Annotated in this window: 22 protein-coding genes; 16 read left to right on the top strand and 6 right to left on the bottom strand. The window is 64.9% G+C overall.

Annotated features, from left to right (window positions below):
* Window positions 1-43 precede the first annotated feature (43 nt).
* Together fixJ and fixL are read right to left on the bottom strand one after the other, a co-directional pair.
* A complete protein-coding gene (gene fixJ / locus WK25_RS10375) occupies window positions 44-682 on the bottom strand; it encodes an oxygen response regulator transcription factor FixJ (protein WP_006493245.1) in 639 nt (212 codons plus the stop codon).
* Window positions 679-3,195, bottom strand: a complete 2,517-nt coding sequence (gene fixL / locus WK25_RS10370) for an oxygen sensor histidine kinase FixL (protein WP_040144582.1) — start codon at window positions 3,193-3,195, stop codon at window positions 679-681. The genes fixJ and fixL overlap by 4 nt, the downstream gene beginning before the upstream one ends.
* Window positions 3,196-3,468: 273 nt before the next feature.
* On the opposite strand from fixL, the gene aceE reads away from it, so the two are divergent.
* From aceE to lpdA, 3 genes are all read left to right on the top strand, one after another.
* Window positions 3,469-6,165, top strand: a complete 2,697-nt coding sequence (gene aceE / locus WK25_RS10365) for a pyruvate dehydrogenase (acetyl-transferring), homodimeric type (RefSeq protein WP_040144581.1) — start codon at window positions 3,469-3,471, stop codon at window positions 6,163-6,165.
* Between the two features lie 69 nt (window positions 6,166-6,234).
* Window positions 6,235-7,884: a dihydrolipoyllysine-residue acetyltransferase gene (gene aceF / locus WK25_RS10360; protein WP_069241541.1), complete on the top strand. Its 1,650-nt coding sequence runs from the start codon at window positions 6,235-6,237 to the stop codon at window positions 7,882-7,884.
* A gap of 307 nt (window positions 7,885-8,191) precedes the next feature.
* Window positions 8,192-9,958, top strand: coding sequence for a dihydrolipoyl dehydrogenase (lpdA, locus tag WK25_RS10355; protein WP_040144579.1), 1,767 nt, complete (start codon window positions 8,192-8,194; stop codon window positions 9,956-9,958).
* A gap of 189 nt (window positions 9,959-10,147) precedes the next feature.
* Here the strand turns inward: lpdA and WK25_RS10350 are convergent, their stop codons facing one another.
* On the bottom strand, window positions 10,148-10,717 hold the full coding sequence (locus WK25_RS10350; RefSeq protein WP_040144990.1) for a phasin family protein: 570 nt from the start codon (window positions 10,715-10,717) through the stop codon (window positions 10,148-10,150).
* Window positions 10,718-11,388: 671 nt separating this feature from the next.
* Here WK25_RS10350 and pbpG point away from each other — a divergent pair.
* Window positions 11,389-12,522, top strand: coding sequence for a D-alanyl-D-alanine endopeptidase (gene pbpG, locus WK25_RS10345; RefSeq protein WP_040144578.1), 1,134 nt, complete (start codon window positions 11,389-11,391; stop codon window positions 12,520-12,522).
* A gap of 94 nt (window positions 12,523-12,616) precedes the next feature.
* On the opposite strand, the gene WK25_RS10340 is transcribed toward pbpG, so the two are convergent.
* The gene (locus WK25_RS10340) at window positions 12,617-13,426 is read right to left on the bottom strand and encodes an IclR family transcriptional regulator (protein ID WP_040144577.1); all 810 of its coding nucleotides are present in this window, start codon (window positions 13,424-13,426) and stop codon (window positions 12,617-12,619) included.
* Between the two features lie 186 nt (window positions 13,427-13,612).
* On the opposite strand from WK25_RS10340, the gene WK25_RS10335 reads away from it, so the two are divergent.
* The 12 genes from WK25_RS10335 (at window position 13,613) to iscX (ending at window position 22,847) form a co-directional block, all read left to right on the top strand.
* Complete coding sequence (locus WK25_RS10335) at window positions 13,613-14,335, top strand: (Fe-S)-binding protein (RefSeq protein ID WP_040144576.1); 723 nt, start codon at window positions 13,613-13,615, stop codon at window positions 14,333-14,335.
* 38 nt (window positions 14,336-14,373) lie between these two features.
* Entirely contained in the window at window positions 14,374-15,786 is a 1,413-nt protein-coding gene (locus WK25_RS10330) for a lactate utilization protein B (RefSeq protein ID WP_069241540.1), read from the top strand.
* 126 nt (window positions 15,787-15,912) lie between these two features.
* On the top strand, window positions 15,913-16,140 hold the full coding sequence (locus WK25_RS10325; RefSeq protein ID WP_040144574.1) for a hypothetical protein: 228 nt from the start codon (window positions 15,913-15,915) through the stop codon (window positions 16,138-16,140).
* Window positions 16,141-16,241: 101 nt separating this feature from the next.
* Window positions 16,242-16,724 carry a low molecular weight protein-tyrosine-phosphatase gene (locus WK25_RS10320; RefSeq protein ID WP_069241539.1) on the top strand — a complete coding sequence of 161 codons (483 nt, stop codon included), beginning with the start codon at window positions 16,242-16,244 and terminating at the stop codon, window positions 16,722-16,724.
* 117 nt (window positions 16,725-16,841) lie between these two features.
* Window positions 16,842-17,381, top strand: a complete 540-nt coding sequence (gene iscR, locus WK25_RS10315) for a Fe-S cluster assembly transcriptional regulator IscR (RefSeq protein WP_009691731.1) — start codon at window positions 16,842-16,844, stop codon at window positions 17,379-17,381.
* 63 nt (window positions 17,382-17,444) lie between these two features.
* The gene (locus WK25_RS10310; RefSeq protein ID WP_059546122.1) at window positions 17,445-18,668 is read left to right on the top strand and encodes an IscS subfamily cysteine desulfurase; all 1,224 of its coding nucleotides are present in this window, start codon (window positions 17,445-17,447) and stop codon (window positions 18,666-18,668) included.
* A gap of 68 nt (window positions 18,669-18,736) precedes the next feature.
* Window positions 18,737-19,144 (top strand): Fe-S cluster assembly scaffold IscU, encoded by a 408-nt coding sequence (gene iscU, locus WK25_RS10305; protein ID WP_009691729.1) that lies wholly within the window; start codon window positions 18,737-18,739, stop codon window positions 19,142-19,144.
* A gap of 148 nt (window positions 19,145-19,292) precedes the next feature.
* Window positions 19,293-19,616 carry an iron-sulfur cluster assembly protein IscA gene (gene iscA, locus WK25_RS10300; RefSeq protein WP_011885413.1) on the top strand — a complete coding sequence of 108 codons (324 nt, stop codon included), beginning with the start codon at window positions 19,293-19,295 and terminating at the stop codon, window positions 19,614-19,616.
* A 94-nt stretch (window positions 19,617-19,710) separates the two neighbouring features.
* On the top strand, window positions 19,711-20,238 hold the full coding sequence (gene hscB, locus WK25_RS10295; RefSeq protein WP_040144989.1) for a Fe-S protein assembly co-chaperone HscB: 528 nt from the start codon (window positions 19,711-19,713) through the stop codon (window positions 20,236-20,238).
* Between the two features lie 54 nt (window positions 20,239-20,292).
* A complete protein-coding gene (gene hscA, locus WK25_RS10290) occupies window positions 20,293-22,161 on the top strand; it encodes a Fe-S protein assembly chaperone HscA (protein WP_069241538.1) in 1,869 nt (622 codons plus the stop codon).
* A 90-nt stretch (window positions 22,162-22,251) separates the two neighbouring features.
* Window positions 22,252-22,593, top strand: coding sequence for an ISC system 2Fe-2S type ferredoxin (gene fdx / locus WK25_RS10285; protein WP_040144570.1), 342 nt, complete (start codon window positions 22,252-22,254; stop codon window positions 22,591-22,593).
* A 44-nt stretch (window positions 22,594-22,637) separates the two neighbouring features.
* Window positions 22,638-22,847 carry a Fe-S cluster assembly protein IscX gene (iscX, locus tag WK25_RS10280; RefSeq protein WP_040144569.1) on the top strand — a complete coding sequence of 70 codons (210 nt, stop codon included), beginning with the start codon at window positions 22,638-22,640 and terminating at the stop codon, window positions 22,845-22,847.
* A gap of 129 nt (window positions 22,848-22,976) precedes the next feature.
* Here the strand turns inward: iscX and WK25_RS10275 are convergent, their stop codons facing one another.
* Together WK25_RS10275 and lysS are read right to left on the bottom strand one after the other, a co-directional pair.
* Window positions 22,977-23,702, bottom strand: coding sequence for a glycine zipper 2TM domain-containing protein (locus tag WK25_RS10275; protein ID WP_040144568.1), 726 nt, complete (start codon window positions 23,700-23,702; stop codon window positions 22,977-22,979).
* A gap of 346 nt (window positions 23,703-24,048) precedes the next feature.
* On the bottom strand, window positions 24,049-25,575 hold the full coding sequence (gene lysS / locus WK25_RS10270; protein WP_069241537.1) for a lysine--tRNA ligase: 1,527 nt from the start codon (window positions 25,573-25,575) through the stop codon (window positions 24,049-24,051).
* Between the last annotated feature and the right edge of the window lie 8 nt (window positions 25,576-25,583).

Genomic DNA, 25,583 nt, shown 5'->3' with positions numbered 1-25,583 from the left:
CGCGGCCTGGCCGGGGCCGGCGCCCCGCGGCCGCCCGCGATGCTCAGGCCTGCTTCTTCGACAGCGCGAGGCGCAGCAGATCGGCGACCGTGTTGACGTTCAGCTTTTCCATGATGTTCGCGCGGTGCGCTTCGACCGTCTTGATGCTGATCCCGAGATCGTCGGCGATCTGCTTGTTCAGGCGGCCGGCGATGATCCGCTCGAGCACTTGCTGCTCGCGCGCGGTCAGCTTCGACAGGCGTTCGCTCGCGGCGCGCTGTTCCTGAACGCTCTTGCTTTCGCTTCGGGCCTTGTCGAGCATCCGCTCGACGAGCTTGCGCAGCTCGGCCTCGTCGAACGGTTTCTCGATAAAGTCCATCGCACCCTTTTTCATCGTCGAGACCGCCATCGGCACGTCGCCGTGGCCCGTGACGAAGATGATCGGCAGCGCCGCGTTGTCGGCGATCAGGCGTTCCTGCAGTTCGAGGCCGCTCATGCCCGACATCCGCACATCGAGGATCAGGCACGCGATCTGGCCGGCCTGCTGGGCCGGCTGATACGCATCGAGGAACTGTTCGGCGCTCGAGAAGCATTGCACGCGATAGCCGTTCGCCTCCAGCAGCCAGCGCAGCGAATCCCGTACGGCCTCGTCGTCGTCGACGACGAAGACAGTTTCCTGAGTAGTGGTGACAGGGCTATTCATAGTTCTCCCGTAACGGTATGTGATGCCGATGCCTCGCGCCCCCCTTGGCGGAGCTCAGCGGGTTCCCCAATGGGCAGGCTGCAGTGGAATGTCGCGCCGGAAATGCGGCCGTCCGGTTCGACATTGTTGACCACCCACAGACGCCCCCGATGCGATTCGATGATCGAACGGCAGATGTTCAGCCCCATGCCCATGCCGTCGGACTTGGTGCTGTAAAACGGTTCGAACAGGCGTTCGGCGGTCGCTTCGTCGACGCCCGGACCCTGGTCGATTACGCGGATGTCGACGAAACCCGCGTCGATGTCGGCGACGACTCGGATCACGCCGTCCGCCGACGCCGGCTTCACGTCGGCCATCGCCTCGGCCGCGTTCTTCATCAGGTTCACGAGCACCTGTTCGATCAGCACGGGGTCGACATAAATAATAGGCATTCTTGCGAGGATTTCCGTGACGATCCGGATCCTGCGCTTCCTGGCCTCGATTTCGGCGAGCCCGACCGCGTCGGCGACGATGTCCGCGACCCGCGCCGGCTGGCGCTTCGGCTCGCTGCGCTTCACGAATTCGCGTATCCGCTTGACGATCATCCCCGCGCGCAGCGCCTGCTGCGCGGTCTTCTCCAGCGCGGGCTGCAGCGTCTCCGGCGTGCCGCGGCCGCTCTTCACGAGCGCGAGCGTACCCGAGCAGTAGTTGTTGATTGCGGCGAGCGGCTGATTCAATTCGTGAGCAATCGACGACGCCATTTCGCCCATCGTCATCAATCGACTCGTGAACTGCAGCTTCTCTTCCTGTTGTTGCGCGAGTTCCTGCGCCTTCTTGCGGGTCGTGATGTCGGTCGCGATCTGCATCTGCGCGAGATGGCCGTCCACCCACTGGATGTACTGGCGACGCACCTCGAACCACTTCTGGATGCTCTCGACGTATACCTCCTGCGCGTCGGCCGTGCTGCTCGTCAGCGCGGCTGCCGGCAGGCCCGCGAACGCATCCACCATGTCGATCGAGTCGGACGATGCCTGCGCCCGATCGAAGCCGCCGCCCGACAGTTCGAGATGGCCGTCCGGGCGGATCCCGAACAGGTGGCGGTAGTAGCGGTTCGCGAACAGCAGCTCGGCCTCGTCGGCCGCGAGCACCGACACCGCGGCGTCGAGGCTTTCGAGCACCGTCGTGAAGCGTTCGTGCGCGGCCGCGAGTTCTTCGCGCGCGCGCTTCGGCTCGGTGATGTCGGTCATCGACGACATCCACCCGGTCTGGCGTCCGGAGCTGTCGATCAGCGGCGACACGTAGAGGCGCGCATGGAACAGCGTGCCGTTCTTGCGCCGTACGCGCAGCTCGAAGCCCGAGCTCGGCGCCTTGCCGCGCAGCGTCATGTCGAGCTGGCGCTGCATTTCCGGGTACGCGTCGCGCGGCCAGTACGGGAACGGCGCGACCTTGCCGACGAGGTCCGTCTCGTCCCAGCCGGTCATTCGGCAGAAGGCCGGATTCACGTGCGTGATGCGGCCGTGCATGTCGAGCACGCGCATGCCGATCAGCACCGAGTTTTCCATTGCGCGGCGGAAGAACGCTTCCGCGTACAGCGCCTGCTGTGCCTCGAAACGCTGGCGCGTGTGCTTCCACAGGCTCCAGAGGCTCCACAGCACGAAGCACGACAAGCCGGCCACGAGCCACACGAGCGTGTTGTTCGTCAGGTTCGTGAGCTGCGGAAATGCGTAGACACGCACGGTCAGCCCCTGGCCGGGCGGATCGAGCGGGAGGTCGTAGTGGGAGTCGCGCGGCAGGCGCGGGCGTGTCGACGTCGACGACAGTTCGCGATTGTTCGAGTCGGTGATCGAGATCTTGTACTTCGACGACAACTCCTGGGGGATGTCGTGCTTCAGGATCCCTTCGACCGAGAACACCGCGGCGATCGAGCCGAGATATTCGCGGTCGCCGCGCATCACGGGCGTCTGCAGCGTGATGAAGCCGTTGCCGAAGTCGTCGTAAAGCAGCGGCGAATACGCCTGGCGGCGCGTGCTGCGCGCTTCGTCGTACGCGCCGCGCACTGCGTCCTGCATTTGCGCGTCGCCGGGCTTCGCGAGCCGCTGGCCGAGCAGCGGCGGATGCACCGTCGGCCAGCGCTGCACGCCGGGCGCGGTGTACCAGTTCAGATAGAGGATTTCCGGATGCGTCTGCATCACGTCCGCGACGGCCATCTGGAAAGCGTTCTGGTCGAGGCGGCCGGACGCGAGATCGCGCGACAGCGCCTGCAGCTGCTCCTGCGCACCCGTCATCGACAGGCGGATCTGCTGCTGCGCCCATGCGACGTTGCGGAACAGCGTGTCTTCCTGCTGCTGCTGTTCGCGGCGATTGAGGCTCCATAGAATGAGGCTCATCACCACGAGGAACACGAGGATCGACAGCAGGGGCGTCAGCAAATAGGAATTGGACCACCACGGTCCGTGGTGCCAGCGGGACGGCTGCGACTCTGCCGGCGGGCCCGACGGTCGCGCCGAGCGTGCGAAAAGCCGATCGGTCAACATGGCAGGATTGTAGCGCAGCGCAATACATGGAAAACCCATGCCGGATATGTTGAACGGAAACGAATTTGTGCGCGCGCCGCGCGCCTCGGAGCCCCGCCGGATGGGTGCAGCGCAGCAATATTCCGCATTACGAGAAAAGATCTCATAATTCGAAAATTTTGTTGCGCGTGTCCGGGCACGCTCATTACAATCCGTCGGAGCTTGCCCGCAGCCGGTCGCGTCGCGTCGTCTGCACGAGAGCGATCCTCACATTCCAGGACCCAGGAGACGAGAATGTCCGCTGTACCGAACGAAGTGATGAAATATGTCGCCGCCGAACGTGACGACGACCCGCAAGAAACCGTCGAATGGCTCGAGTCGCTCGATGGCGTGATCTCCTCCGTGGGCACCGGCCGCGCGCACTACCTGATCGAAAAGCAGATCGAATTCGCGCGCATGCATGGCGAACACCTGCCGTTCTCCGCCAATACCCCGTACATCAACACGATTCCGGTCGAAGCCCAGGCGAAGATTCCGGGCGACCAGGACATCGAGCACCGCATCCGTTCGTACACGCGCTGGAACGCGCTCGCGATGGTGCTGCGCGCAGGCAAGGACACGAACGTCGGCGGCCACATCGCATCGTTCGCCTCGGCCGCGACGCTCTATGACGTCGGCTACAACCATTTCTGGCACGCAGCGTCCGATCAGCACGGCGGCGATCTCGTGTTCGTTCAGGGCCACTCGTCGCCCGGCGTCTACTCGCGCGCGTTCCTGCTCGGCCGCCTGTCGGAAGAGCAGCTCGACAACTTCCGTCAGGAAGTCGACGGCAAGGGCATCTCGTCGTATCCGCACCCGTGGCTGATGCCGGACTTCTGGCAGTTCCCGACCGTGTCGATGGGTCTCGGCCCGATCATGGCGATCTACCAGGCGCGTTTCATGAAGTACCTGGAATCGCGCGGCATCGCGAAGACGGAAGGCCGCAAGGTCTGGGCATTCCTCGGCGACGGCGAGACCGACGAGCCGGAATCGCTCGGCGCGATCGGCATGGCGAGCCGCGAGAAGCTCGACAACCTCGTATTCGTGATCAACTGCAACCTGCAGCGTCTCGACGGCCCGGTGCGCGGCAACGGCAAGATCATCCAGGAACTGGAATCGGAATTCCGCGGCGCCGGCTGGAACGTGATCAAGGTCATCTGGGGCAGCCGCTGGGACGCGCTGTTCGCACGCGACAAGTCGGGCGCGCTGATGCGCCGGATGATGGAATGCGTCGACGGCGAATACCAGACGTACAAGTCGGAGTCGGGCGCATACGTTCGCGAGCACTTCTTCAACACGCCTGAGCTGAAGGCGCTCGTCGCCGACTGGTCGGACGACGACATCTGGGCGCTGAACCGCGGCGGCCACGATCCGCACAAGATCTACGCGGCATTCCACGAAGCGACCAACACGAAGGGCGCGCCGACCGTCATCCTCGCGAAGACCATCAAGGGCTACGGGATGGGCGAGTCGGGCCAGGCGATGAACATCACGCACCAGCAGAAGAAGCTGCCGGTCGAGCAACTGAAGAAGTTCCGTGACCAGTTCCGCCTGCCGATCACCGACGAGCAGATCGCTGACGTGCCGTACCTGAAGTTCGAGGAAGGCTCGAAGGAACTCGAATACATGCGCCAGAAGCGCATGGACCTCGGCGGCTACCTGCCGCACCGGCGCGAGAAGGCGACGTCGCTGCCGGTGCCGGCGCTCGACGCGTTCGAGCCGCTCCTGAAGGGCACGGGCGAAGGCCGCGAGATCTCGACGACGATGGCGTTCGTGCGGATCCTGAACATCCTGCTGAAGGACAAGGCGCTCGGCAAGCGCGTCGTGCCGATCGTCCCGGACGAATCGCGTACGTTCGGCATGGAAGGCCTGTTCCGCCAGATCGGTATCTGGAACCAGGAAGGCCAGAAGTACGTGCCGGAGGATTCCGACCAGCTGATGTTCTACAAGGAATCGCAAACCGGCCAGATCCTGCAGGAAGGCATCAACGAAGCGGGCGGCATGTGCGACTGGATCGCGGCGGCGACGTCGTACTCGACGCACGGCGAGATCATGGTGCCGTTCTACATCTTCTACTCGATGTTCGGCTTCCAGCGGATCGGCGACCTCGCATGGGCGGCGGGCGACATGCGCTCGCGCGGCTTCCTGCTCGGCGGCACCGCCGGCCGCACGACGCTGAACGGCGAAGGCCTGCAGCACGAAGACGGCCACTCGCTGCTGTGGGCGGCATCGGTGCCGAACTGCGTGAGCTACGACCCGACGTTCGGCTACGAACTCGCGGTGATCATCCAGGACGGCCTGCGCCGCATGGTGCAGGACCAGGAAGACGTGTACTACTACATCACGGTGATGAACGAGAACTACGAGCACCCGGCGATTCCGCAGGGCGAGCACGTGGCGGCCGACATCATCAAGGGCATGTACTCGTTCAAGAAGGCCGACGCCGACAAGAAGGCGCCGCGCGTGCAGTTGCTGGGCGCGGGCACGATCTTCAACGAAGTAATCGCCGCCGCCGAGCTGCTGAAGAACGACTGGGGCGTCGCCGCCGACCTTTGGAGCGTGCCGAGCTTCACCGAGCTCGCGCGCGAAGGCCACGACGTCGAGCGCTGGAACCTGCTCCATCCGACCGAAGAGCGTCGCCTGTCGCACGTGCAGAAGTGCCTGAAGGACACGCAAGGTCCGGTCATCGCATCGACCGACTACGTGCGTGCGCTGGTCGACCAGATCCGCGGCCAGATCGATCGCCGCTTCGTTGTGCTGGGCACCGACGGCTTCGGTCGTTCGGACACCCGCGAGAAGCTGCGTCACTTCTTCGAAGTCGACCGTCACTGGGTCACCGTCGCCGCGCTGAACGCGCTGGCCGACGAAGGCACGATCGAGCGCAAGGTTGTCGCGGATGCGATCGCCAAGTACAACCTCGATCCGTCGAAGCCCAACCCGATGACCGTTTAACGCACACGCCCGTGTGATGCCGCGCGCCGCTTCCCGGAGAGGCGCGCGCGGCCATGGAGACACAAAAAGATGAGTCAAGCGATCGAAGTGAAGGTGCCGGATATCGGCGATTACAAGGACGTGCCGGTGATCGAGATCGGCGTGAAGGTGGGCGATACGGTCGAGCCGGAGCAATCGCTCGTCACGCTCGAGTCGGACAAGGCGACGATGGACGTGCCGAGCCCGGTTGGCGGCGTGGTGAAGGAGATCAAGGTCAAGGTCGGCGACTCCGTGTCGGAAGGCTCGCTGATCGTGCTGCTCGAAGGCAGCGCAGCCGGCCAGGCGAACGGCGCGGCCGCGCCGGCCGCGGCGCCGGCACCTGCAGCAGCGCCGGCACCGGCCGCAGCGCCCGCGGCCGCACCTGCCGCATCCGGCGGTACGCTCGAAGTGAAGGTGCCCGACATCGGCGACTACAAGGATGTTCCGGTTATCGAAATCGGCGTGAAGGTGGGCGACACGGTCGAGAAGGAACAGTCGCTCGTCACGCTCGAGTCGGACAAGGCGACGATGGACGTGCCGAGCCCGGCCGCCGGCGTCGTGAAGGACATCAAGGTAAAGGTGGGCGATTCGGTGTCGGAAGGCACGCTGATCGTGCTGCTCGAAGCCGCCGGCGCATCGGCTGCGGCCGCACCGCAGGCGAGCGCACCGGCGCCCGCCGCAGCCGCTGCGGCGCCTGCCGCTGCACCGGCACCGGCGAAGGCCGCACCGGCTCCGGCACCGGCTGCCGCTGCACCGGCCGCTGCGCCGTCGGGCGAATACCGCGCCAGCCACGCATCGCCGTCGGTGCGCAAGTTCGCGCGCGAACTGGGCGTCGAAGTCGCGCGCGTGCAGGGTACCGGGCCGAAGGGCCGCATCACGAAGGAAGACATCACGGGCTTCGTGAAGGGCGTGATGACGGGCCAGCGCGCGGCGCCGGCTGCGGCAGCCGCGCCGGCAGGCGGCGGCGAACTGAACCTGCTGCCGTGGCCGAAGGTCGACTTCTCGAAGTTCGGCCCGTTCGAGGCGAAGCCGCTGTCGCGCATCAAGAAGATCTCGGGCGCGAACCTGCATCGCAACTGGGTGATGATCCCGCACGTCACGAACAACGACGAAGCGGACATCACCGAGCTCGAAGCGCTGCGCGTGCAGCTGAACAAGGAGCACGAGAAGGCGGGCGTGAAATTCACGATGCTCGCGTTCGTGATCAAGGCAGTCGTCGCCGCGCTGAAGAAATTCCCGACTTTCAACGCGAGCCTCGACGGCGACAACCTGGTGTTCAAGCAGTACTACCACATCGGGTTTGCCGCCGATACGCCGAACGGTCTCGTCGTGCCGGTGATCCGCGACGCGGACAAGAAGGGACTCGTCGACATCGCGAAGGAAATGGCCGAACTGTCGAAGGCTGCGCGCGACGGCAAGCTGAAGCCCGACCAGATGCAGGGTGGCTGCTTCTCGATTTCGTCGCTCGGCGGGATCGGCGGCACGCACTTCACGCCGATCATCAACGCGCCGGAAGTCGCCATCCTCGGGCTGTCGCGCGGTCAGATGAAACCGGTGTGGGACGGCAAGCAGTTCGTGCCGCGGTTGACGCTGCCGCTGTCGCTGTCGTATGACCATCGTGTCATCGATGGCGCGGAAGCCGCGCGGTTCAATGCGTATCTCGGCGCGTTGCTGGCCGATTTCCGCCGCATCATTCTTTGATGAGCGTGGGAGTGGCTCGCGCGGGCGTGGTCTTTTTGTCAGTGATCCGCGCCTCGTCGTTGAACCTGTTGCGCTAACGGTCTACCAGTGTCGCCCCTGCGCGGGGCGGCGGTTACTTTTCTTTGTCCCACAGGGACTACCTTCGGGTCGTCTTCCAAAGAAAAGTAACCAAAAGAAAGGCGCGTCCTTGGGCGGACGGCAAAGGTGGTACTGCCCAGGTTCGTGTTCTTTGGTCGGGCCGTAGTCGCGGGTTTTTCTCTGCGGGCTTCTCCCCCTCTGTCTGCAGCCAATCAAGAAGGGGACAGTAATGAGTCTCATCGAAGTCAAGGTTCCGGATATCGGCGATTTCAGCGGCGTCGATGTCATCGAAGTCAACGTCAAACCCGGCGACGTGATCGAAAAAGAGCAAACGCTCATCACGCTCGAATCCGATAAAGCCTCCATGGAAGTGCCCAGCGACGTCGCCGGCACCGTGAAGGAAATCAAGATCAAGGCCGGCGACAAAGTCTCGCAAGGCACGGTCATCGCCATCGTCGAAGCATCGGCAGGCGCTGCCGCACCCGCGAAGGCACCGGAGCCCGCGAAGGCCGCAGCACCGGCTCCGGCCCCTGCGCCCGCCGCTCCGGCGGCCGCGCCGCAAGCCGGCAGCTACGGCGGTGCCGCCGACATCGAGTGCGACATGCTCGTGCTCGGCGCCGGCCCCGGCGGCTACTCGGCCGCGTTCCGCGCCGCCGACCTCGGCATGAAGACGGTGCTGGTCGAGCGCTATTCGACGCTCGGCGGCGTGTGCCTGAACGTCGGCTGCATCCCGTCGAAGGCACTGCTGCATACGTCGCTCGTCGTCGAGGAAGCGGCGGCGCTTGCTTCGCACGGCATCACGTTCGGCAAGCCGCAAGTCGATCTCGACAAGCTGCGCGACTTCAAGGGCGGCGTCGTCAAGAAGCTGACGACGGGCCTCGCCGGCATGGCCAAGGCACGCAAGGTCGAAGTGGTCACCGGCGTCGGCGCATTCGTCGATCCGTACCACATGGAAGTGCAGGGCGAAAACGGCAAGAAGGTCGTCAAGTTCAAACAGGCGATCATCGCCGCCGGCTCGCAAGCGGTGAAGTTGCCGTTCATGCCCGAAGATCCGCGCGTCGTCGACTCGACGGGCGCACTCGAACTGCGCCAGTTGCCTAAGCGCATGCTCGTGATCGGCGGCGGCATCATCGGCCTCGAAATGGCAACGGTCTACTCGACGCTCGGCGCCGAGATCGACGTCGTCGAAATGATGGACGGCCTGATGATGGGCGCCGATCGCGATCTCGTGAAGGTCTGGGAAAAGTACAACGCGAAGCGGTTCGGCAACGTGATGCTGAAGACCAAGACGGTCGGCGCGGAAGCGAAGGAAGACGGCATCTACGTGAAGTTCGAGGGCGAGAAGGCGCCGGCGGAAGCGCAGCGCTACGACCTCGTGCTCGTCGCGGTGGGCCGTAGCCCGAACGGCAAGAAGATTGGTGCCGACAAGGCCGGCGTCGCCGTCACCGACCGCGGGTTCATCGAAGTCGACAAGCAGATGCGCACGAACGTCCCGCACATCTTCGCGATCGGCGACATCGTCGGCCAGCCGATGCTCGCGCACAAGGCCGTCCATGAAGGCCACGTCGCGGCGGAAGCCGCACACGGCGAGAAGGCGTACTTCGACGCGCTGCAGATCCCGTCGGTCGCGTACACCGATCCGGAAGTGGCGTGGGCTGGCAAGACGGAAGACCAGTGCAAGGCCGAAGGCATCAAATACGGCAAGGCCGTATTCCCGTGGGCCGCGTCGGGCCGCGCAATCGCAAACGGCCGCGACGAAGGCTTCACGAAGCTGATCTTCGACGAGGAAACCCATCGCGTGATCGGCGGCGGCATCGTCGGCCTGAACGCGGGCGACCTGATCAGCGAAGTGTGCCTCGCCGTCGAGATGGGCGCGGACGCGGAAGACATCGGCAAGACGATCCATCCGCACCCGACGCTCGGCGAATCGGTCGGCATGGCCGCCGAACTGTACGAGGGCGTCTGTACCGACCTGCCGCCGCAACGCAAGAAGTAACGGCATCGGCACGGCCCGCCGCGCGCCGGCCGCAAAAACGCCGCCGCCCGGAATTTCCGGACGGCGGCGTTTTGTTTCGGACGGCCGACTGCAGCCGCGCCAACAATCTGACGGTGCCCGATAAGCACGTTCGGGCGCCGGAAACGAAAAAGCCGCGCATGGCGCGGCTTCTTCAGGAGCAGCGGACGCTTACGCGGCCGGCTTGCTCGTCGTACGGCGCGAGGCAGCGGCCGTCGCGGCCTTCGTCGCGACAGCGGCAGCCGCGTTGAAGTTCGTTTCCGCGATCTCGACCGCTTGCTTCGCAGCCTTCTGGACCGTTTCGTACGTCGTGTTCGCGGCGTTCAGCGCCGACTTCAGCGCGGCGACAGCCGTTTCCGAACCGGCCGGCGCGTTCTTCGCGACGTTGTCCACGAGCGCCTGGACCTTCTTGTTCTGCTCTTCGAACTGAGCTTCGGCGACCTTCGCGAACTCCGCTTGCGTCGACGACGCGATTTCGTACAGGTGACGGCTGTACGACAGCACCTTTTCCGCGACCGGCTGCGACAGGCTTGCCTGCAGCGCGATCAGCTCCTGCGCATCTTTCACCGACAGCAGACGCTGCGCGTTTTCCTGGCTTTCCGTCAGCGTCGACTTCACGACCTGCAGATTCAGTTCGATCAGCTTTTCGACGCCTTCGAACGCCTTGGTCGTCAGACCGAACAGGCTCTCGAGGTTGGCTTTCTGTGCGGCGGCGATTTGCTCGGGGGTCAGCAAGGACATGTCAAGCTCCTGAAAAGCGATCGCGTCGATCGCAGGGATAAAGGGCACTACGACGGGGAACTTCGGTGCGCGCGCTTTGTGCAACGCAGCAATGAGCCATATTTTAGGGCACCGAAAACTGTTGTCAAGCACTTTTTGTGCGTTGCACAATCGCGACAAATTATCGACAAAACAACAAGTTATCGTGGTCGTTCGGAATCGGTTTCAGGCGTGATCCCAGATGGTGCGCACGCGGGCGGGGCACACGCATCGCACCATGATCCAGCACAGGTAAACCTGACAGGCACGTGGAACGTTATGCTTCTGTTCCTGTCGAAAAGCGCGCCGTTTCGATGCGTACGCCGTGGCGACGTGCCGCCGCCACGGCTGTGACCGGTGCCATTGGCACACCGAGCGCCGGATACGTACTTTCCCGCTTTACGTACTTTCCCCGCTTTAACTTGTCGCCGAAGTGACGTTATCTCAATTAACCGCGTGGTAATCGGGAGACGGGTACTGTCGGGCCGCGCTCTCCATCAATTTTTTCGATGGGAGCGGGAGGGTCGATCGATGGAAGGTCGGTCGATTCTTACATTCCGGTTTAAAGACGATCGGTAAGTGCCTAATATTGCTCTTTTTTTCAGCTTTAACTACACTTGCGGAAACCTCCCGCCCGCTTTGTCCAGACCCCAATGAAAGCCGAATCGTTTTCACCACGCAGATTGTTGCAGAGCATGACGCTCGGCACGGCTGTGTCGGTCGCCGTCGCGTTGCTCGCGACCGCCGTGCCCGCTGACGCAGTTGCCGCCACTGCGAAGACCCACCAGGCCGCCAAGAAAGCCGCTTCCGCTTCGTCCGCGAAGAAGAAGACCGCGAAAGCCGCCTCCGCCAACGTCGCGTCGGCCGATGGGCCTCGGGCATCGCGCAAGCGCGTGACGCTCGCGTCGAACGTGCACGGCCATCGCGGTGCGGTGCGCAAGGTTGCGTTCCAGCCGCGCCGCCCGACGGTCGGCCAGGCCTTCGGCCTGCACGACACGCCTGACGCGCTCGCGCTGCGCTCGAGCGTCGCATACGTCGTCGACCAGAATACCGGCGAGCCGCTGTTCGACAAGAATTCGCACGCGGTCGTGCCGATCGCGTCGATCTCGAAGCTGATGACGGCGATGGTCGTGCTCGACTCGAAGGCGCCGATGACCGATCAGCTCGAAGTCACCGACGAGGACCGCGATTACGAAAAGGGCACGGGCTCGCGCCTGTCGGTCGGCTCGGTCCTGTCGCGCGAGGACATGCTGCACATCGCGCTGATGGCCTCGGAAAACCGCGCGGCGGCCGCGCTGTCGCGGTACTACCCGGGCGGGCGTCCGGCGTTCATCGCGGCGATGAACGCGAAGGCGAAGGCGCTGGGCATGAACGACACGCACTTCGAGAATTCGACGGGTCTGTCGAGCTCGAACGTGTCGAGCGCGCGCGACCTCGTGAAGATGGTCAATGCGGCGTACCAGTACCCGCTGATTCGCCAGTTCTCGACTGATCGTACCTACGATGTCTATACCGGCAAGCGTAACCTCGTCTACAACAGCACGAATGCGCTGATTCGCGGCAACGGCTCGTGGGACATCGGTCTGCAGAAGACGGGCTTCATCAACGAGGCGGGTGAATGTCTCGTGATGCAGGCGACGATCCATGGCCGGCCGATGGTGATGGTGCTGCTGGATTCGTTCGGCAAGTATTCGCGCTTTGCCGACGCGGCGCGCCTGCGCAACTGGCTGGATGCCGGCGGCGGCGAGCGGCTGACGGCGGCCAACACCGCGAACGGCGGCACCTGATCGCACCGCGGCGGCGCGCCGCCGCGTACCGGTCGCAAAAGAAAAAGCCCCGCGACAGCGGGGCTTTTGCGTTGGTGAACAGCGAACGCGCGGCTCACGCGTGCCGTTGCAGCCCTTCCGTGTCTTTTTCGGGGGCGGGGCGGTAGCCGAGCGATTCCGAGATGGTCAGTGCGGTGCGGCTCAGCTGGCCGAGCCATGCGTCCTGCAGCCGGTCGGCCGGCGCCGACAGCGACAGGCCCGCGACGAGCTTGCCCGAGTCGTCGTAGATGCCGGCGGCGATGCAGCGCACGCCGAGCTCCAGCTCCTCGTTGTCGCGTGCACACGATTGCTGGCGCACGATCGTCAGTTCGCGCTCGAGCTTCGCGATGTCGGTGATGCTGTTCTGGGTATGTCCGGACAGCCCGGTGCGCGTCGCATACGCACGCACGCGCGCCGTTTCGTCGGCCGCGAGAAACAGCTTGCCGACCGACGTCAGGTGCAGCGGCGCACGTCCGCCGATCGCGCGGACAACCTGCATCCCCGAACGCTCCGAATAAGCGCGTTCGATATAGACGATTTCGTCGCCCTGGCGCACCGACAGATTCACCGTCTGCCCGGTGAGGCGGTGCAGTTCGCGCATCGGCATCAACGCTGCGTCGCGCACCGACAGGCGCGCCTTCACGAGGTTGCCGAGCTCGAGCAGCCGCATGCCGAGCCGGTAGGTGCCGGGATCGGAGCGGTCGACGAGGCGGCACGTCACCATGTCGTTGAGGATGCGGTGCGCGGTCGACGGATGGAGATCCGTGCGCTGCGCAAGTTCCTTCAGGCTGACGGGGTCGCTGTGCGCGGCGAGCGCGTCCAGCAGCCGCATCATGCGTTCGATCACCTGGATCGATGTTTTGGAATCCGGGGCGGGTTGGCTCATGTCGGGGGGAGAATCGGTTGACGCGTCAAGCGGTGTTGCGACGATTGTATCTCGTATTGTGAAAAAAGCGAACGCCGTTCGAGGAAGTCCTCGCTTGGGATGGCTGTCGGCGGTTGTACACGCGCCGGCGTTGGTCCCGCCGGCCAAACGGCGGATAATGAGGGCCGTTTTCTCGAAGGAGCGCATATGCGAGTCGGTTTGTTCGTGACCTGCCTGGTCGACCTGATGCGTCCGGAAATCGGCTTTTCGGCGCTGAAACTGATTCGCGATGCCGGCTACGAGGTATTCGTGCCGCCCGCGCAAACCTGCTGCGGCCAGCCGGCCTACAACTCGGGCGACCGCGCGCTCGCACGCGACCTCGCCGAAAAGACGCTGCGCGAGTTCGAGCAATTCGATTACGTCGTCGCGCCGTCGGGTTCGTGCGGCGGCATGATCCGCGCGCACTACGGCGACCTGTTCCGCGACGACCCCGAACTGATGGGGCGCTATGTGCGGTTCCAGCAGAAGGTCTACGAACTCACCGATTTCCTCGCGAACGTTGCAAAGGTCACGCTGCCGCCCGGCGAATTCGCCGGCCCCGTCACGTATCACGATTCCTGCTCCGGCCTGCGTGAGCTCGGCGTGAAGGCGCAGCCGCGCGCGCTGCTCGCGCAGCGCGGCGTTGCCGTCACCGAGATGAAGGACTGCGAGCACTGCTGCGGCTTCGGCGGCACGTTCGCGGTGAAGTACGGCGGCATTTCGGCGGCAATCGCCGACGAAAAATGCGCGAACGTGCGCGCGTCCGGCGCGGGTGCAGTCGTGCTCGGCGACCTCGGCTGCATGCTGAACATCGAAGGGCGGTTGCGCCGCATCGGCGACCGCGACACACGCGTGCTGCACGTTGCGCAGGTCCTGGCGGGCGACGTTTGACGACGCCCGGTTCCGCTCACATTTCTCCCGATACCGCGATGCAAGTCCAATCGATGCATTTCAAGGCGCGTGCCGGCCAGAAGCTCGCCGACCAGCGTCTGCAGCAGAACCTGAAGAAACTGTCGACGAAGTTCGTGTCAGCACGTGCGGACGCGATGACGGCGATCGACTTCCCGGCGACGCGCGCCGCGCTCAAGGCGCGCCGCAATCGTGCGCTGGAAAACCTCGATGTATGGCTCGACGCTTTCGAGCGCGAGGCGACGCGGCGCGGCACGACGGTGCTGTATGCGGAAACGACGGCGGATGCCGCGCGGCTCGTCGCCGATATCGCTCGGCGCCACGACGTGAAGAAGGTCATCAAGACGAAGTCGATGGTCTCGGAGGAAATGCGCCTGAACGCGGTGCTGGCCGAAATGGGCGTGCAGTCGATCGAGACGGACCTCGGCGAATACATTCTGCAGATCAACGACAACGAGCCGCCGAGCCACATCATTGCGCCCGTCGTCCACAAGGACAAGGACGAGATCGCCGACCTGTTCGCGCGCACGCACCAGCGCGAGCGGCTGACCGAGATTCCGGACATGACGCGCGAGGCGCGCGAGGTGCTGCGTCCGCATTTTCTGTCGGCCGACATGGGTGTGACGGGCGGCAACTTCGTCATCGCCGAGACGGGCTCGGTTGCGATCGTCACGAACGAAGGTAACGAAGGGATGTGCACGGTGATGCCGCGCGTGCATGTCGCCGTGACGGGCATCGAGAAGGTGCTGCCGACGCTCGAGGATCTCGCGACCGCGATGCGCCTGCTGCCGCGCTCCGCGACCGGGCAGAAGACGTCGAACTACTTTTCGCTCCTCACCGGCCCGCGCGGCCCGGGCGACGAAGACGGGCCCGAGCACAACTACGTGGTGCTCGTCGACGGCGGCCGCACGGGCCTGCTCGGCGGCGAGTTCCAGGAGATGCTGCGCTGCATCCGCTGCGGCGCGTGCATGAACCATTGCCCCGTGTACCAGAAGGTCGGCGGCCACGCATACGGATGGGTCTATCCGGGCCCGATGGGATCGGTGTTGACGCCCAGTTACGTCGGCGTCGATCACGCGCTCGACCTGCCGCAGGCCGCGACGCTGTGCGGCGAGTGCGACAGCGTGTGCCCGGCCGGGATCCCGCTGTCGCACCTGCTGCGCACGCTGCGCGAGAAGCAGGTCGAGCGGCACCTGCGGCCGTGGCGCGAACGGGCCGCGCTTGCGGCCTGGGGCTTTTTCGCGCGCCGGCCGATGCTCTACGCGTTGACGACCAAACTCGCGGTGCGGATTCTCGAGCGGCTCGGCGGCAGCGGAGGCACGCTGCGGCGCCTGCCGATGATGGGCGGGTGGATGGACACGCGCGACATGCCGACCCCGACCGGCCGCACGTTCCGCGAACTGTACGCAGCATCGCAAACTCACCTCGGCTGACGACTGTTCATCGAGCGGCAACAGAGCGTTCGCTATTTACATATTTATCCTGATAGATGCGGTCTATAGAATGTGGCTTGTAGTCCCCGAAAGTGGCTTCGGGGAATGAGGTCAAGGAGCCGCATCATGAGAAAGACAATATCGATGTACTGGCCGCTGGCAATCGTCGTCCCGCTCGCCGCGGCCGCTTATCTGCACGCGATCGGCGATGCGCCGTCGCGTGGCCCGATCGCCGTGCATCAGGCATCGGCCGAACTGGCGCGCGCGGTATCGTTCGGGCTCGTCGGCGACGCGGCGACGCCGTTGCCGGCCGCTTCCGGCGATGTCGTGCTCGCTGCACCGAAGGCGCTGTAATGCACGCGGCCGTCGCTTTGCGCGGCGGCGCGATTCCGCACGCCTTTGTATAATGGCGTGTTGTTCTCCGTCGCGGTTCGCCGCCCCTTTCCGATAGAGCGATGACCCGCGTTGCGATCTGTTTTGTCTGTCTCGGCAATATCTGCCGTTCGCCCACCGCAGAAGGCGTGATGCGTCACCAGGTGGACGCGGCCGGGCTGGCCGACCGGATCGCGATTGATTCGGCGGGCACCGGCGACTGGCACGTCGGCGAGCCGCCCGACACGCGCGCACAGGCCGCTGCACGCACGCGCGGCTATGACTTGTCTGCGTTGCGGGCGCGACAGGTGAGCGCGGCGGATTTCGAGCGGTTCGACCTGCTGCTGGCGATGGATGAAGCAAACCTCGCCGAGCTGCGCCGGCGCTGCCCGGCCGAGCATCGCGACAAGTTGCGTCTGCTGATGGAGTTCGCGCCGGGCGCGGCCGAGACCGAAGTCGCCGATCCTTATTTCGGCGGTGCGCAGGGTTTCGAGCAGGTGCTCGATCAGGTCGAGCGCGCGTGCGCGGGCCTGCTGGAGACGCTGCGCAGCCGCGCGGCACGCTGATCGCGGCACGGTATTCAGCGCATTGCGAATACCCTGCCGTAGACATGGATACTTGACTAAAAACGTCAAATATTTATACTTGACCAAAATCGTCAAGATTGCAGTCCCCTAGACACCATGAGACTCACCACCAAAGGCCGTTTCGCCGTCACGGCGATGATCGACTTGGCACTGCGCCAGGAGCAGGGCCCGGTGACGCTTGCAGGCATCAGCCAGCGCCAGCGGATTTCGCTCTCGTATCTCGAACAGTTGTTCGGCAAGCTGCGCAGGCATGAAATCGTCGAATCCGTGCGCGGCCCGGGCGGCGGTTACAACCTCGCGCGCCGCGCGCAGGACGTCACCGTTGCCGACATCATCATCGCAGTCGATGAGCCGCTCGACGCCACGCAGTGCGGCGGCAAAGGCACGTGCGACGGCTCGAAGCAGCCCGACGGCCATTGCATGACGCACGAGCTGTGGTCGACCCTGAACCAGAAAATGGTCGAATACCTCGATTCGGTATCGCTGCAGGATCTCGTCGATCAGCAGCGTGCTCGCGAGGGCGCACCGGCGGTGCTGCGCGACCGGCGCACGCCGGAGCCCGTCGCGGCGCCGGCCGAACCCGTGCGCACGATGCCGCTCGGCCCCAATTCGGTGTTCAACATCGCGAGTTCGTGAACGCGAACGCGCCGTACACCCCATAACGCACATAGTCCCTGCACAGAATCCCCGGAGCGACAGATGACCCAAGAGACTCTCCACCTGCCCATCTACATGGATTACAGCGCGACGACGCCGGTCGATCCGCGGGTGGTCGACAAGATGGTGCCGTACCTGCGCGAGCAGTTCGGCAACCCGGCATCGCGCAGCCACGCGTACGGCTGGGATGCCGAACGCGCGGTCGAGGAAGCGCGCGAACAGGTGGCTGCGCTTGTGAATGCGGATCCGCGCGAAATCATCTGGACGTCTGGCGCAACGGAATCGGACAACCTCGCAATCAAGGGTGCCGCGAACTTCTACAAGGGCAAGGGCAAGCACATCATCACGGTGAAAACCGAGCACAAGGCCGTGCTCGACACCTGCCGCGAGCTCGAGCGCGACGGCTTCGAAGTCACCTATCTCGACGTGAAGGAAGACGGCCTGATCGATCTCGACGTGTTCAAGGCCGCGCTGCGCCCGGACACGATCCTCGTGTCGGTGATGCACGTGAACAACGAGATCGGCGTGATCCAGGACATCGAAACGATCGGTGAGATCTGCCGCGAGAAGGGCATCGTGTTCCACGTCGACGCCGCGCAGGCGACCGGCAAGGTCGAGATCGACCTCGCGAAGCTGAAGGTCGACCTGATGTCGTTCTCGGCGCACAAGACGTACGGCCCGAAGGGCATCGGCGCGCTGTACGTGCGCCGCAAGCCGCGCGTGCGCATCGAAGCGCAGATGCACGGCGGCGGCCACGAGCGCGGAATGCGTTCGGGCACGCTGCCGACGCACCAGATCGTCGGCATGGGCGAGGCGTTCCGCATCGCACGCGAAGAAATGGCGACCGAGAACGAGCGTATCCGCATGCTGCGCGACAAGCTGCTGCGCGGGCTGTCGCAGATCGAGGAAACGTACGTGAACGGCGACATGGAGCACCGTGTCCCGCACAACCTGAACATCAGCTTCAACTTCGTCGAAGGCGAGTCGCTGATCATGGCGATCAAGGACGTCGCAGTGTCGTCGGGCTCCGCATGCACGTCGGCGTCGCTGGAGCCGTCGTACGTGCTGCGCGCGCTGGGCCGCAACGACGAACTCGCGCACAGCTCGATCCGCTTTACCGTCGGCCGCTTCACGACCGAGCAGGAAGTCGACTTCGTGATCGAACTGCTGAACAGCAAGATCGCGAAGCTGCGCGAACTGTCGCCGCTCTGGGAAATGCACCAGGAAGGCATCGATCTGTCGACGATCGAATGGGCCGCACACTGAACACCGCATTGAATACATTCGCGGGCGGATTTGCGCACGCAGACGTAACGAGTCAAGGAGTCTGAGTCATGTCATACAGCAACAAGGTTCTGGATCACTACGAAAACCCGCGTAACGTCGGTTCGTTCGCGAAAGACGACGACGCGGTCGGCACGGGCATGGTCGGCGCGCCGGCCTGCGGCGACGTGATGAAGCTGCAGATCCGCGTCGGCGCGGACGGTGTGATCGAAGACGCGAAGTTCAAGACGTACGGCTGCGGTTCCGCCATCGCGTCGAGCTCGCTCGTGACCGAATGGGTGAAGGGCAAGACGCTCGACGAGGCGCTGTCGATCAAGAACACGCAGATCGCCGAGGAGCTTGCGCTGCCGCCGGTGAAGATTCACTGCTCGATTCTCGCGGAAGACGCGATCAAGGCAGCCGTGGCCGACTACAAGAAGCGCCACGACACCAAGGAAGGCGATCAGGCAGCGGCCTGACCGGCATCGAGCGGTTTCTCGATAATACGCCGGGTCGCCCCAAGTTTCATTGACCCCCTCGGGGGAGGTCCGGCGCGAAGCGACGGGTTTGTGGGGCGCTTGGAAGGGAACGCGGCGGGCTCCTGCGGCACGCTGCGGCAAGGACATCATGGCAATTACACTGACCGAAAAAGCAGCACAGCACGTCCAGAAGTACCTCGTCCGTCGCGGCAAGGGTGTGGGCCTGCGGCTTGGCGTTCGCACGACCGGGTGCTCGGGGCTCGCGTACAAGCTCGAGTATGTCGACGAGCTGGCCCCCGAGGATCAGGTGTTCGAGAGCCATGGCGTGAAGGTCGTCGTCGATCCGAAAAGCCTTGCGTACATCGACGGCACCGAGCTCGATTTCGCCCGCGAAGGCCTGAACGAAGGGTTCAAGTTCAACAACCCCAACGTGAAGGACGAGTGCGGCTGCGGCGAATCGTTCCGCGTGTGATGCGGGCTTCCGCGCGATGCGGGCAAGAGGCGGCACGGGCCGCCTTTTTAATGTGCGGCGTTTGCCGCGCGACGAACCGGAATTGAACGCGACGATGGTTTCGCTGAAAGACAGCCACTTCGATCTGTTTCACCTGCCGGCGCAATTCGCGCTTGACGAGGCGGCGCTCGACAACGCGTACCGCACGGTGCAGACGCAGGTGCACCCGGACCGCTTCGCGGCGGCCGGCGACGCGCAAAAGCGTATTGCGATGCAATGGGCGACGCGCGCGAACGAGGCGTACCGCACGCTGCGCGATCCGCTGAAGCGCGCAACCTACCTGCTGTCGCTGCGCGGCGTCGACATCGGCGCGGAAAACAACACCGCGATGGAGCCGGCGTTCCTGATGCAGCAGATGGAGTGGCGCGAGGGCATCGAGGATGCCGCGGCGGCCCGCAACGTCGACGCGCTCGATGCGCTGCTCGCAGAGCTGCGCGACGAAAAGCGCGTGCGTCTCGAGCGCCTCGGCACGCTGCTCGACAGCGGCGCGGACCAGGCCGCCGCCGAGGCCGTGCGCCAGCTGATGTTCATCGAACGGGTCGCGTCGGAGGTGGGCGCGCAGATCGAACGTCTCGAAACTTAACCGCGTGCCTCGCGGCACGCGCAGCAAACGGGCCGAGCGCCCGAACGAACCAAGATGGCTTTACTGCAAATTTCCGAACCGGGCATGGCGCCGGCGCCGCATCAGCGGCGACTCGCTGTCGGGATCGATCTCGGCACGACGAATTCGCTGGTCGCGGCCGTGCGCAACAGCGTGCCCGAAGTGCTGCCGGACGAAGCGGGCCGCGTGCTGCTGCCGTCGGTGGTCCGTTATCTGGAGAGGGGCGGCCGCCGTATCGGCTACGACGCGAAGGAGCAGGCGGCGACCGATCCGCGCAACACGATCGTGTCGGTCAAGCGCTTCATGGGCCGCGGCAAGGCCGAAGTCGAAGGCGCCGCGAACGCGCCGTACGAATTCGTCGACGCGCCGGGCATGGTGCAGATCCGCACGATCGACGGTGTGAAGAGTCCGGTCGAAGTGTCGGCCGAGATTCTCGCGACGCTGCGTCATCGTGCGGAAGACACGCTCGGCGACGAACTGGTCGGCGCGGTGATCACGGTGCCCGCGTATTTCGACGATGCGCAGCGCCAGGCGACGAAAGACGCCGCGCGTCTCGCGGGCCTGAACGTGCTCCGCCTGCTGAACGAACCGACGGCAGCCGCGATCGCGTACGGTCTCGACAACGCGGCCGAAGGCCTGTACGCGGTGTACGACCTTGGCGGCGGCACGTTCGACCTGTCGATCCTGAAGCTGACGAAGGGCGTGTTCGAAGTGCTGGCCGCGGGCGGCGATTCCGCGCTCGGCGGTGACGATTTCGACCACGCCTTGTTCAACCACGTGCTCGCGCAGGCCGGTCTCGACGCGAAGGCGCTCGCGCCGGAGGACGTGCGCCTGCTGCTCGATCGCGTGCGCGTGCTGAAGGAGGCGCTGTCGTCCGCGCCCGACGCGTCGCTCGACGTGACGCTGTCGAACGGCGCACATCTCGTGCAGACGATTTCGCACGACACGTTCGCGTCGCTCGTCGAGCCGCTCGTGCAGCGCACGCTGACGCCGACCCGCAAGGCGCTGCGCGATGCGCAGGTGACGCCGGCCGACATCAAGGGTGTCGTCCTCGTCGGCGGCGCGACGCGCATGCCGGTGATCCGCGATGCGGTCGCGAAATATTTCGGCCAGCCGCCGCTCGTCAATCTCGATCCCGATCAGGTCGTCGCGCTCGGCGCGGCGATCCAGGCGGACCTGCTCGCGGGCAATCGCGGCAGCGGCGACGACTGGCTGTTGCTCGACGTGATTCCGCTGTCGCTCGGTGTCGAGACGATGGGCGGCCTCGTCGAGAAGATCATTCCGCGCAATTCGACGATTCCGATCGCGCGTGCGCAGGAATTCACGACGTTCAAGGACGGCCAGACCGCGATGGCAATCCACGTCGTGCAGGGCGAGCGTGAACTCGTTGCAGATTGCCGGTCGCTCGCCCGATTCGAGCTGCGCGGCATTCCGCCGATGACGGCCGGTGCGGCGCGCATTCGCGTGACGTACCAGGTCGACGCGGACGGCCTGTTGTCCGTGTTCGCGCGCGAGCAGCATTCGGGCGTCGAAGCGTCGGTCGTCGTGAAGCCGTCGTACGGCCTCGCCGACGACGACATCGCGAAAATGCTTGAGGACAGCTTCAAGACCGCCGAAATCGACATGCGCGCACGTGCGCTGCGCGAAGCGCAAGTCGAGGCCGAGCGGATGATCGAGGCGACGCAAGCCGCGCTCGCGGCCGACGGCGAACTCCTCGACGACGCCGAACGCGCGCAGATCGACACGCTGGTCGCGGCGCTGCGCACGGTCGCGCAGGGCGAGGAGGCGGACGCAATCGAAGCGGCGACGAAAACGCTCGCCGACGGCACCGACGAATTCGCTGCGCGCCGGATGGACAAGAGCATCAAGCGTGCATTGTCGGGTCGACGCCTCGACGAGATCTGAGAACGAGCGACTTGCACGCGGGCCGATGACGGCCCGCGCGATATTGAACCGTGCGGCGCCAGCCGCCGCACTCTGACTGACGGAACGGACATGCCTCAACTGGTGGTGCTGCCTCACGTCGAACTGTGCCCGGACGGCGCAGTGATCGACGCGACGCCCGGCAAGAGTATTTGCGACAATCTGCTCGACAACGGGATCGAGATCGAACACGCGTGCGAGAAGTCGTGCGCATGCACGACGTGCCACGTGGTGATCCGCGAGGGTTTCAACGATCTCGAGCCGTCCGAGGAGGACGAAGACGACCTGCTCGACAAGGCGTGGGGCCTCGAGCCGACGTCGCGCCTGTCTTGCCAGGCGATCGTGAAGGAAGATTCGGACCTGGTGGTCGAGATTCCGAAGTATTCGATCAACCACGCGAAGGAAAACCACTGACGGACGGGCGGGGCGGACTCGCAGCGTACACGGGAGAGCAGGCCATGAAATGGACCGATTCGCGCGAAATCGCCATCGCGCTGGCAGACAAGCATCCGGACGTCGATCCGCAGCGAATCAATTTCGTGGATCTGCGCCAATGGGTGATCGAACTCGACGGTTTCACCGACGACCCGGCTCACTCGGGCGAGAAGATCCTCGAAGCGATTCAGGCGCACTGGATCGACGAATCGGACTTCGACGACGAGGACTGACGATCGTCCGGCGCCTGAGCGAACATGCTCGATGGCGCCCGCCAAAGGAAAAGGCTCGTGATGCATGCATCGCGAGCCTTTTTTTCATTGCCGGTGCCGGGCAAGGACCGCCCGGCATTTCGTGATCCGTCAGACGCCGACCAGCGTGCCGTTTTCGATCCGCACGCGCTGGCCCTGACCGAACGGCGGCGGGTTGTGGTACGTGAACGTGCGCGTTGCACCGCTTTCCATCTGGACCTGCACCTGATAGTCGGTTTCCGCGCGCACCTGCTTCTCGACCTGGTTGCCCGCGAGGCCGCCGCCGAGTGCGCCGATGATCGTCATCGCGGTGCGGCCGTTGCCGTGACCGAACTGATTGCCGAGCAGGCCGCCGGCGGCCGCGCCGCCGACCGCGCCGATCCCCGAGCTCTGGCCGGGCGTGCGCGTCTGCGTGATCGCGATAATCGTGCCGCAGGTCTGGCAATACGCCGGCTGCGCGGGCGTGGACGGCTGCTGCGCGTATTGCGGCGGTTGCGGTGCCGGCGTGTGCCGATGGTGCGTGGCGGCCGGCCGCGGCGCGGGCTTCGGTTCAGCTTGCGCGACGGCCTTTTGCTGCGCAGCCCGCTCGGCTGCTTCCTGCTGAGCCTGCGCGGCGCGCGCGGCACTCGCGGCCGCTGCCGTGTCGACGGCCGGCTGCGACGCAATCAGCGCGGCTTGGGTCTGGCCGTTCTCCGCGTTATTGCTGCTGGCCTTGGGGAAGATGCCCGTAATCGCAGCGGTGGCCGCGAGGCTTGCGACGATGACGGCGCCGGCCGCGGTCGCGATCAGCGGATGGAGGCGTTGCTTTTGCGGCGTGGTCTGATTCTGGTTGTCCATTTTTTTCTCCTGTGTCGATCCGGCCCGGCACGGTGGCGCTGGCTGGATCCCACGCTCGGGAGCGATCAGACTCGGCGTTCCGGCGCCTCGTTCTGGTCCCGTGATCATGCGTGGTGACGCAACAGGAGTGTCGTCCACGCGCTGGCGTCGCACCGTATCAAGGTGTAACGAATTGCAGCGCAGGATTGACGCCCGGTACCGGGAAAACCCGTAGCAACGCGTCGCGGCAAGGAGAATAAACGGGGATGGATCGTGCGCCGGCGGACGCCGGCAGGCAGGATTTACGCGCGGTTACAAAGCCGTAGTGTGCGCCGCAGGGCGCGGCGCACACGCAACCAGCCAGCCGTCAGTCTTCGCGGCGCAGATGCGGGAACAGCAGCACGTCGCGGATCGTCGGGCTGTCGGTCAGCAGCATCACCAGACGGTCGATGCCGATCCCGCAGCCGCCCGTCGGCGGCATCCCGTGTTCAAGTGCGCGGATGTAATCGGCGTCGAAGTACATCGCTTCCTCGTCACCGGCATCCTTCTGCTCGACCTGCTTCTTGAAGCGGGCGGCCTGATCTTCCGGATCGTTCAGTTCCGAGAAGCCGTTCGCGATCTCGCGGCCGGTCATGAACAGCTCGAAGCGCTCGGTGATGCCCGGCACCGTATCCGATGCGCGCGCGAGCGGCGACACTTCGACCGGGTAGTCGATGATGTAAGTCGGCTCCCACAGCTGCGATTCGGCGGTTTCTTCGAACAGCGCGAGCTGCAGCGCGCCGATGCCGGCGTTCAGGAAGGCCGGCTGCAACACGTCGACGCCCAGGCGCTTCAGTTCGGAACGCAGGAACGCGTCGTCCGACAGCTGGCCGTCGGTGTACTGCGGCGCGTATTTCTGGATCGCCTGCGTGATCGTCAGACGGTGGAACGGCTTCGCGAGGTCGAGCTCGCGGCCTTGGTACTGGATCGTCGCGGTGCCGAGCGCATCGATTGCCGCCTGACGGATCAACTGCTCGGTGAAGTCCATCAGCCAGCGGTAATCGGTGTACGCGGCGTAGAACTCCATCATCGTGAATTCCGGGTTGTGGCGCGGCGACACGCCTTCGTTCCGGAAATTGCGGTTGATTTCGAACACGCGCTCGAAACCGCCGACGATCAGGCGCTTCAGGTACAGCTCCGGCGCGATGCGCAGGAACATCTGCATGTCGAGCGCGTTGTGATGCGTGACGAACGGCTTGGCCGCCGCGCCGCCCGGGATCGGATGCAGCATCGGCGTCTCGACTTCCATGAAGTCGGCGTTGTCCATGAACTTGCGGATCGACGCGATGGTCTTGGTGCGCGCGCGGAACGTATCGCGCGTTTCCGGCGTGACGATCAGATCGACGTAGCGCTGGCGGTAGCGCATTTCCTGGTCGGCGAGGCCGTGGAACTTGTCAGGCAGCGGACGCAGCGCCTTCGACAGCAGGCGCAGCTCCTTGCACTGGACCGACAGCTCGCCCTTGTTGGTGCGGAACAGCACGCCGCGGGCGGCGATGATGTCGCCGAGGTCCCACTTCTTGAATGCGTCGTAGGTTTGCGCGCCGACGTCGTTCGGCGTCACGAAGAACTGGATCTGGCCCGAACCGTCCTGTACCGTCGCGAAACTCGCCTTGCCCATCACGCGCTTGAGCATCATGCGGCCGGCGATCGACACCTCGACCGGGTTCGCTTCGAGCGCGGCCTTGTCCGAGTCAGCGAATTTCGCCTGCAGATCGGCGGCGTGATGCGTCGGCCGGAAGTCGTTCGGATAGGCGACGCCTTGCTCGCGCAACGCGCGCAGCTTCTCGCGGCGCTCGGCGATGATCTGGTTTTCGTCCGCCGCGACGGCGGGCTGCGTTTGGGTCGGTTCGGTCATGATGGTCG

Origin of the sequence: Burkholderia latens, assembly GCF_001718795.1 — a bacterium.
GTDB lineage: Bacteria > Pseudomonadota > Gammaproteobacteria > Burkholderiales > Burkholderiaceae > Burkholderia > Burkholderia latens_A.
Note: the sequence above shows the minus strand (reverse complement) of the source record. Positions and strands in the feature narration are given on the sequence as shown.

Excerpts from the sequence above, each read along its gene's own strand:
- fdx (WP_040144570.1), top strand. The coding sequence starts at position 22,252 with ATGCCTCAACTGGTGGTGCTGCCTCACGTCGAACTGTGCCCGGACGGC.
- iscX (WP_040144569.1), top strand. The coding sequence starts at position 22,638 with ATGAAATGGACCGATTCGCGCGAAATCGCCATCGCGCTGGCAGACAAG.
- WK25_RS10350 (WP_040144990.1), bottom strand. The coding sequence starts at position 10,717 with ATGTCCTTGCTGACCCCCGAGCAAATCGCCGCCGCACAGAAAGCCAAC.
- hscA (WP_069241538.1), top strand. The coding sequence starts at position 20,293 with ATGGCTTTACTGCAAATTTCCGAACCGGGCATGGCGCCGGCGCCGCAT.
- pbpG (WP_040144578.1), top strand. The coding sequence starts at position 11,389 with ATGAAAGCCGAATCGTTTTCACCACGCAGATTGTTGCAGAGCATGACG.
- lpdA (WP_040144579.1), top strand. The coding sequence starts at position 8,192 with ATGAGTCTCATCGAAGTCAAGGTTCCGGATATCGGCGATTTCAGCGGC.
- WK25_RS10275 (WP_040144568.1), bottom strand. The coding sequence starts at position 23,702 with ATGGACAACCAGAATCAGACCACGCCGCAAAAGCAACGCCTCCATCCG.
- WK25_RS10325 (WP_040144574.1), top strand. The coding sequence starts at position 15,913 with ATGAGAAAGACAATATCGATGTACTGGCCGCTGGCAATCGTCGTCCCG.
- iscU (WP_009691729.1), top strand. The coding sequence starts at position 18,737 with ATGTCATACAGCAACAAGGTTCTGGATCACTACGAAAACCCGCGTAAC.
- fixL (WP_040144582.1), bottom strand. The coding sequence starts at position 3,195 with ATGTTGACCGATCGGCTTTTCGCACGCTCGGCGCGACCGTCGGGCCCG.
- aceE (WP_040144581.1), top strand. The coding sequence starts at position 3,469 with ATGTCCGCTGTACCGAACGAAGTGATGAAATATGTCGCCGCCGAACGT.
- WK25_RS10330 (WP_069241540.1), top strand. The coding sequence starts at position 14,374 with ATGCAAGTCCAATCGATGCATTTCAAGGCGCGTGCCGGCCAGAAGCTC.
- fixJ (WP_006493245.1), bottom strand. The coding sequence starts at position 682 with ATGAATAGCCCTGTCACCACTACTCAGGAAACTGTCTTCGTCGTCGAC.
- iscA (WP_011885413.1), top strand. The coding sequence starts at position 19,293 with ATGGCAATTACACTGACCGAAAAAGCAGCACAGCACGTCCAGAAGTAC.
- iscR (WP_009691731.1), top strand. The coding sequence starts at position 16,842 with ATGAGACTCACCACCAAAGGCCGTTTCGCCGTCACGGCGATGATCGAC.
- aceF (WP_069241541.1), top strand. The coding sequence starts at position 6,235 with ATGAGTCAAGCGATCGAAGTGAAGGTGCCGGATATCGGCGATTACAAG.
- WK25_RS10340 (WP_040144577.1), bottom strand. The coding sequence starts at position 13,426 with ATGAGCCAACCCGCCCCGGATTCCAAAACATCGATCCAGGTGATCGAA.
- hscB (WP_040144989.1), top strand. The coding sequence starts at position 19,711 with ATGGTTTCGCTGAAAGACAGCCACTTCGATCTGTTTCACCTGCCGGCG.
- WK25_RS10335 (WP_040144576.1), top strand. The coding sequence starts at position 13,613 with ATGCGAGTCGGTTTGTTCGTGACCTGCCTGGTCGACCTGATGCGTCCG.
- WK25_RS10310 (WP_059546122.1), top strand. The coding sequence starts at position 17,445 with ATGACCCAAGAGACTCTCCACCTGCCCATCTACATGGATTACAGCGCG.
- WK25_RS10320 (WP_069241539.1), top strand. The coding sequence starts at position 16,242 with ATGACCCGCGTTGCGATCTGTTTTGTCTGTCTCGGCAATATCTGCCGT.
- lysS (WP_069241537.1), bottom strand. The coding sequence starts at position 25,575 with ATGACCGAACCGACCCAAACGCAGCCCGCCGTCGCGGCGGACGAAAAC.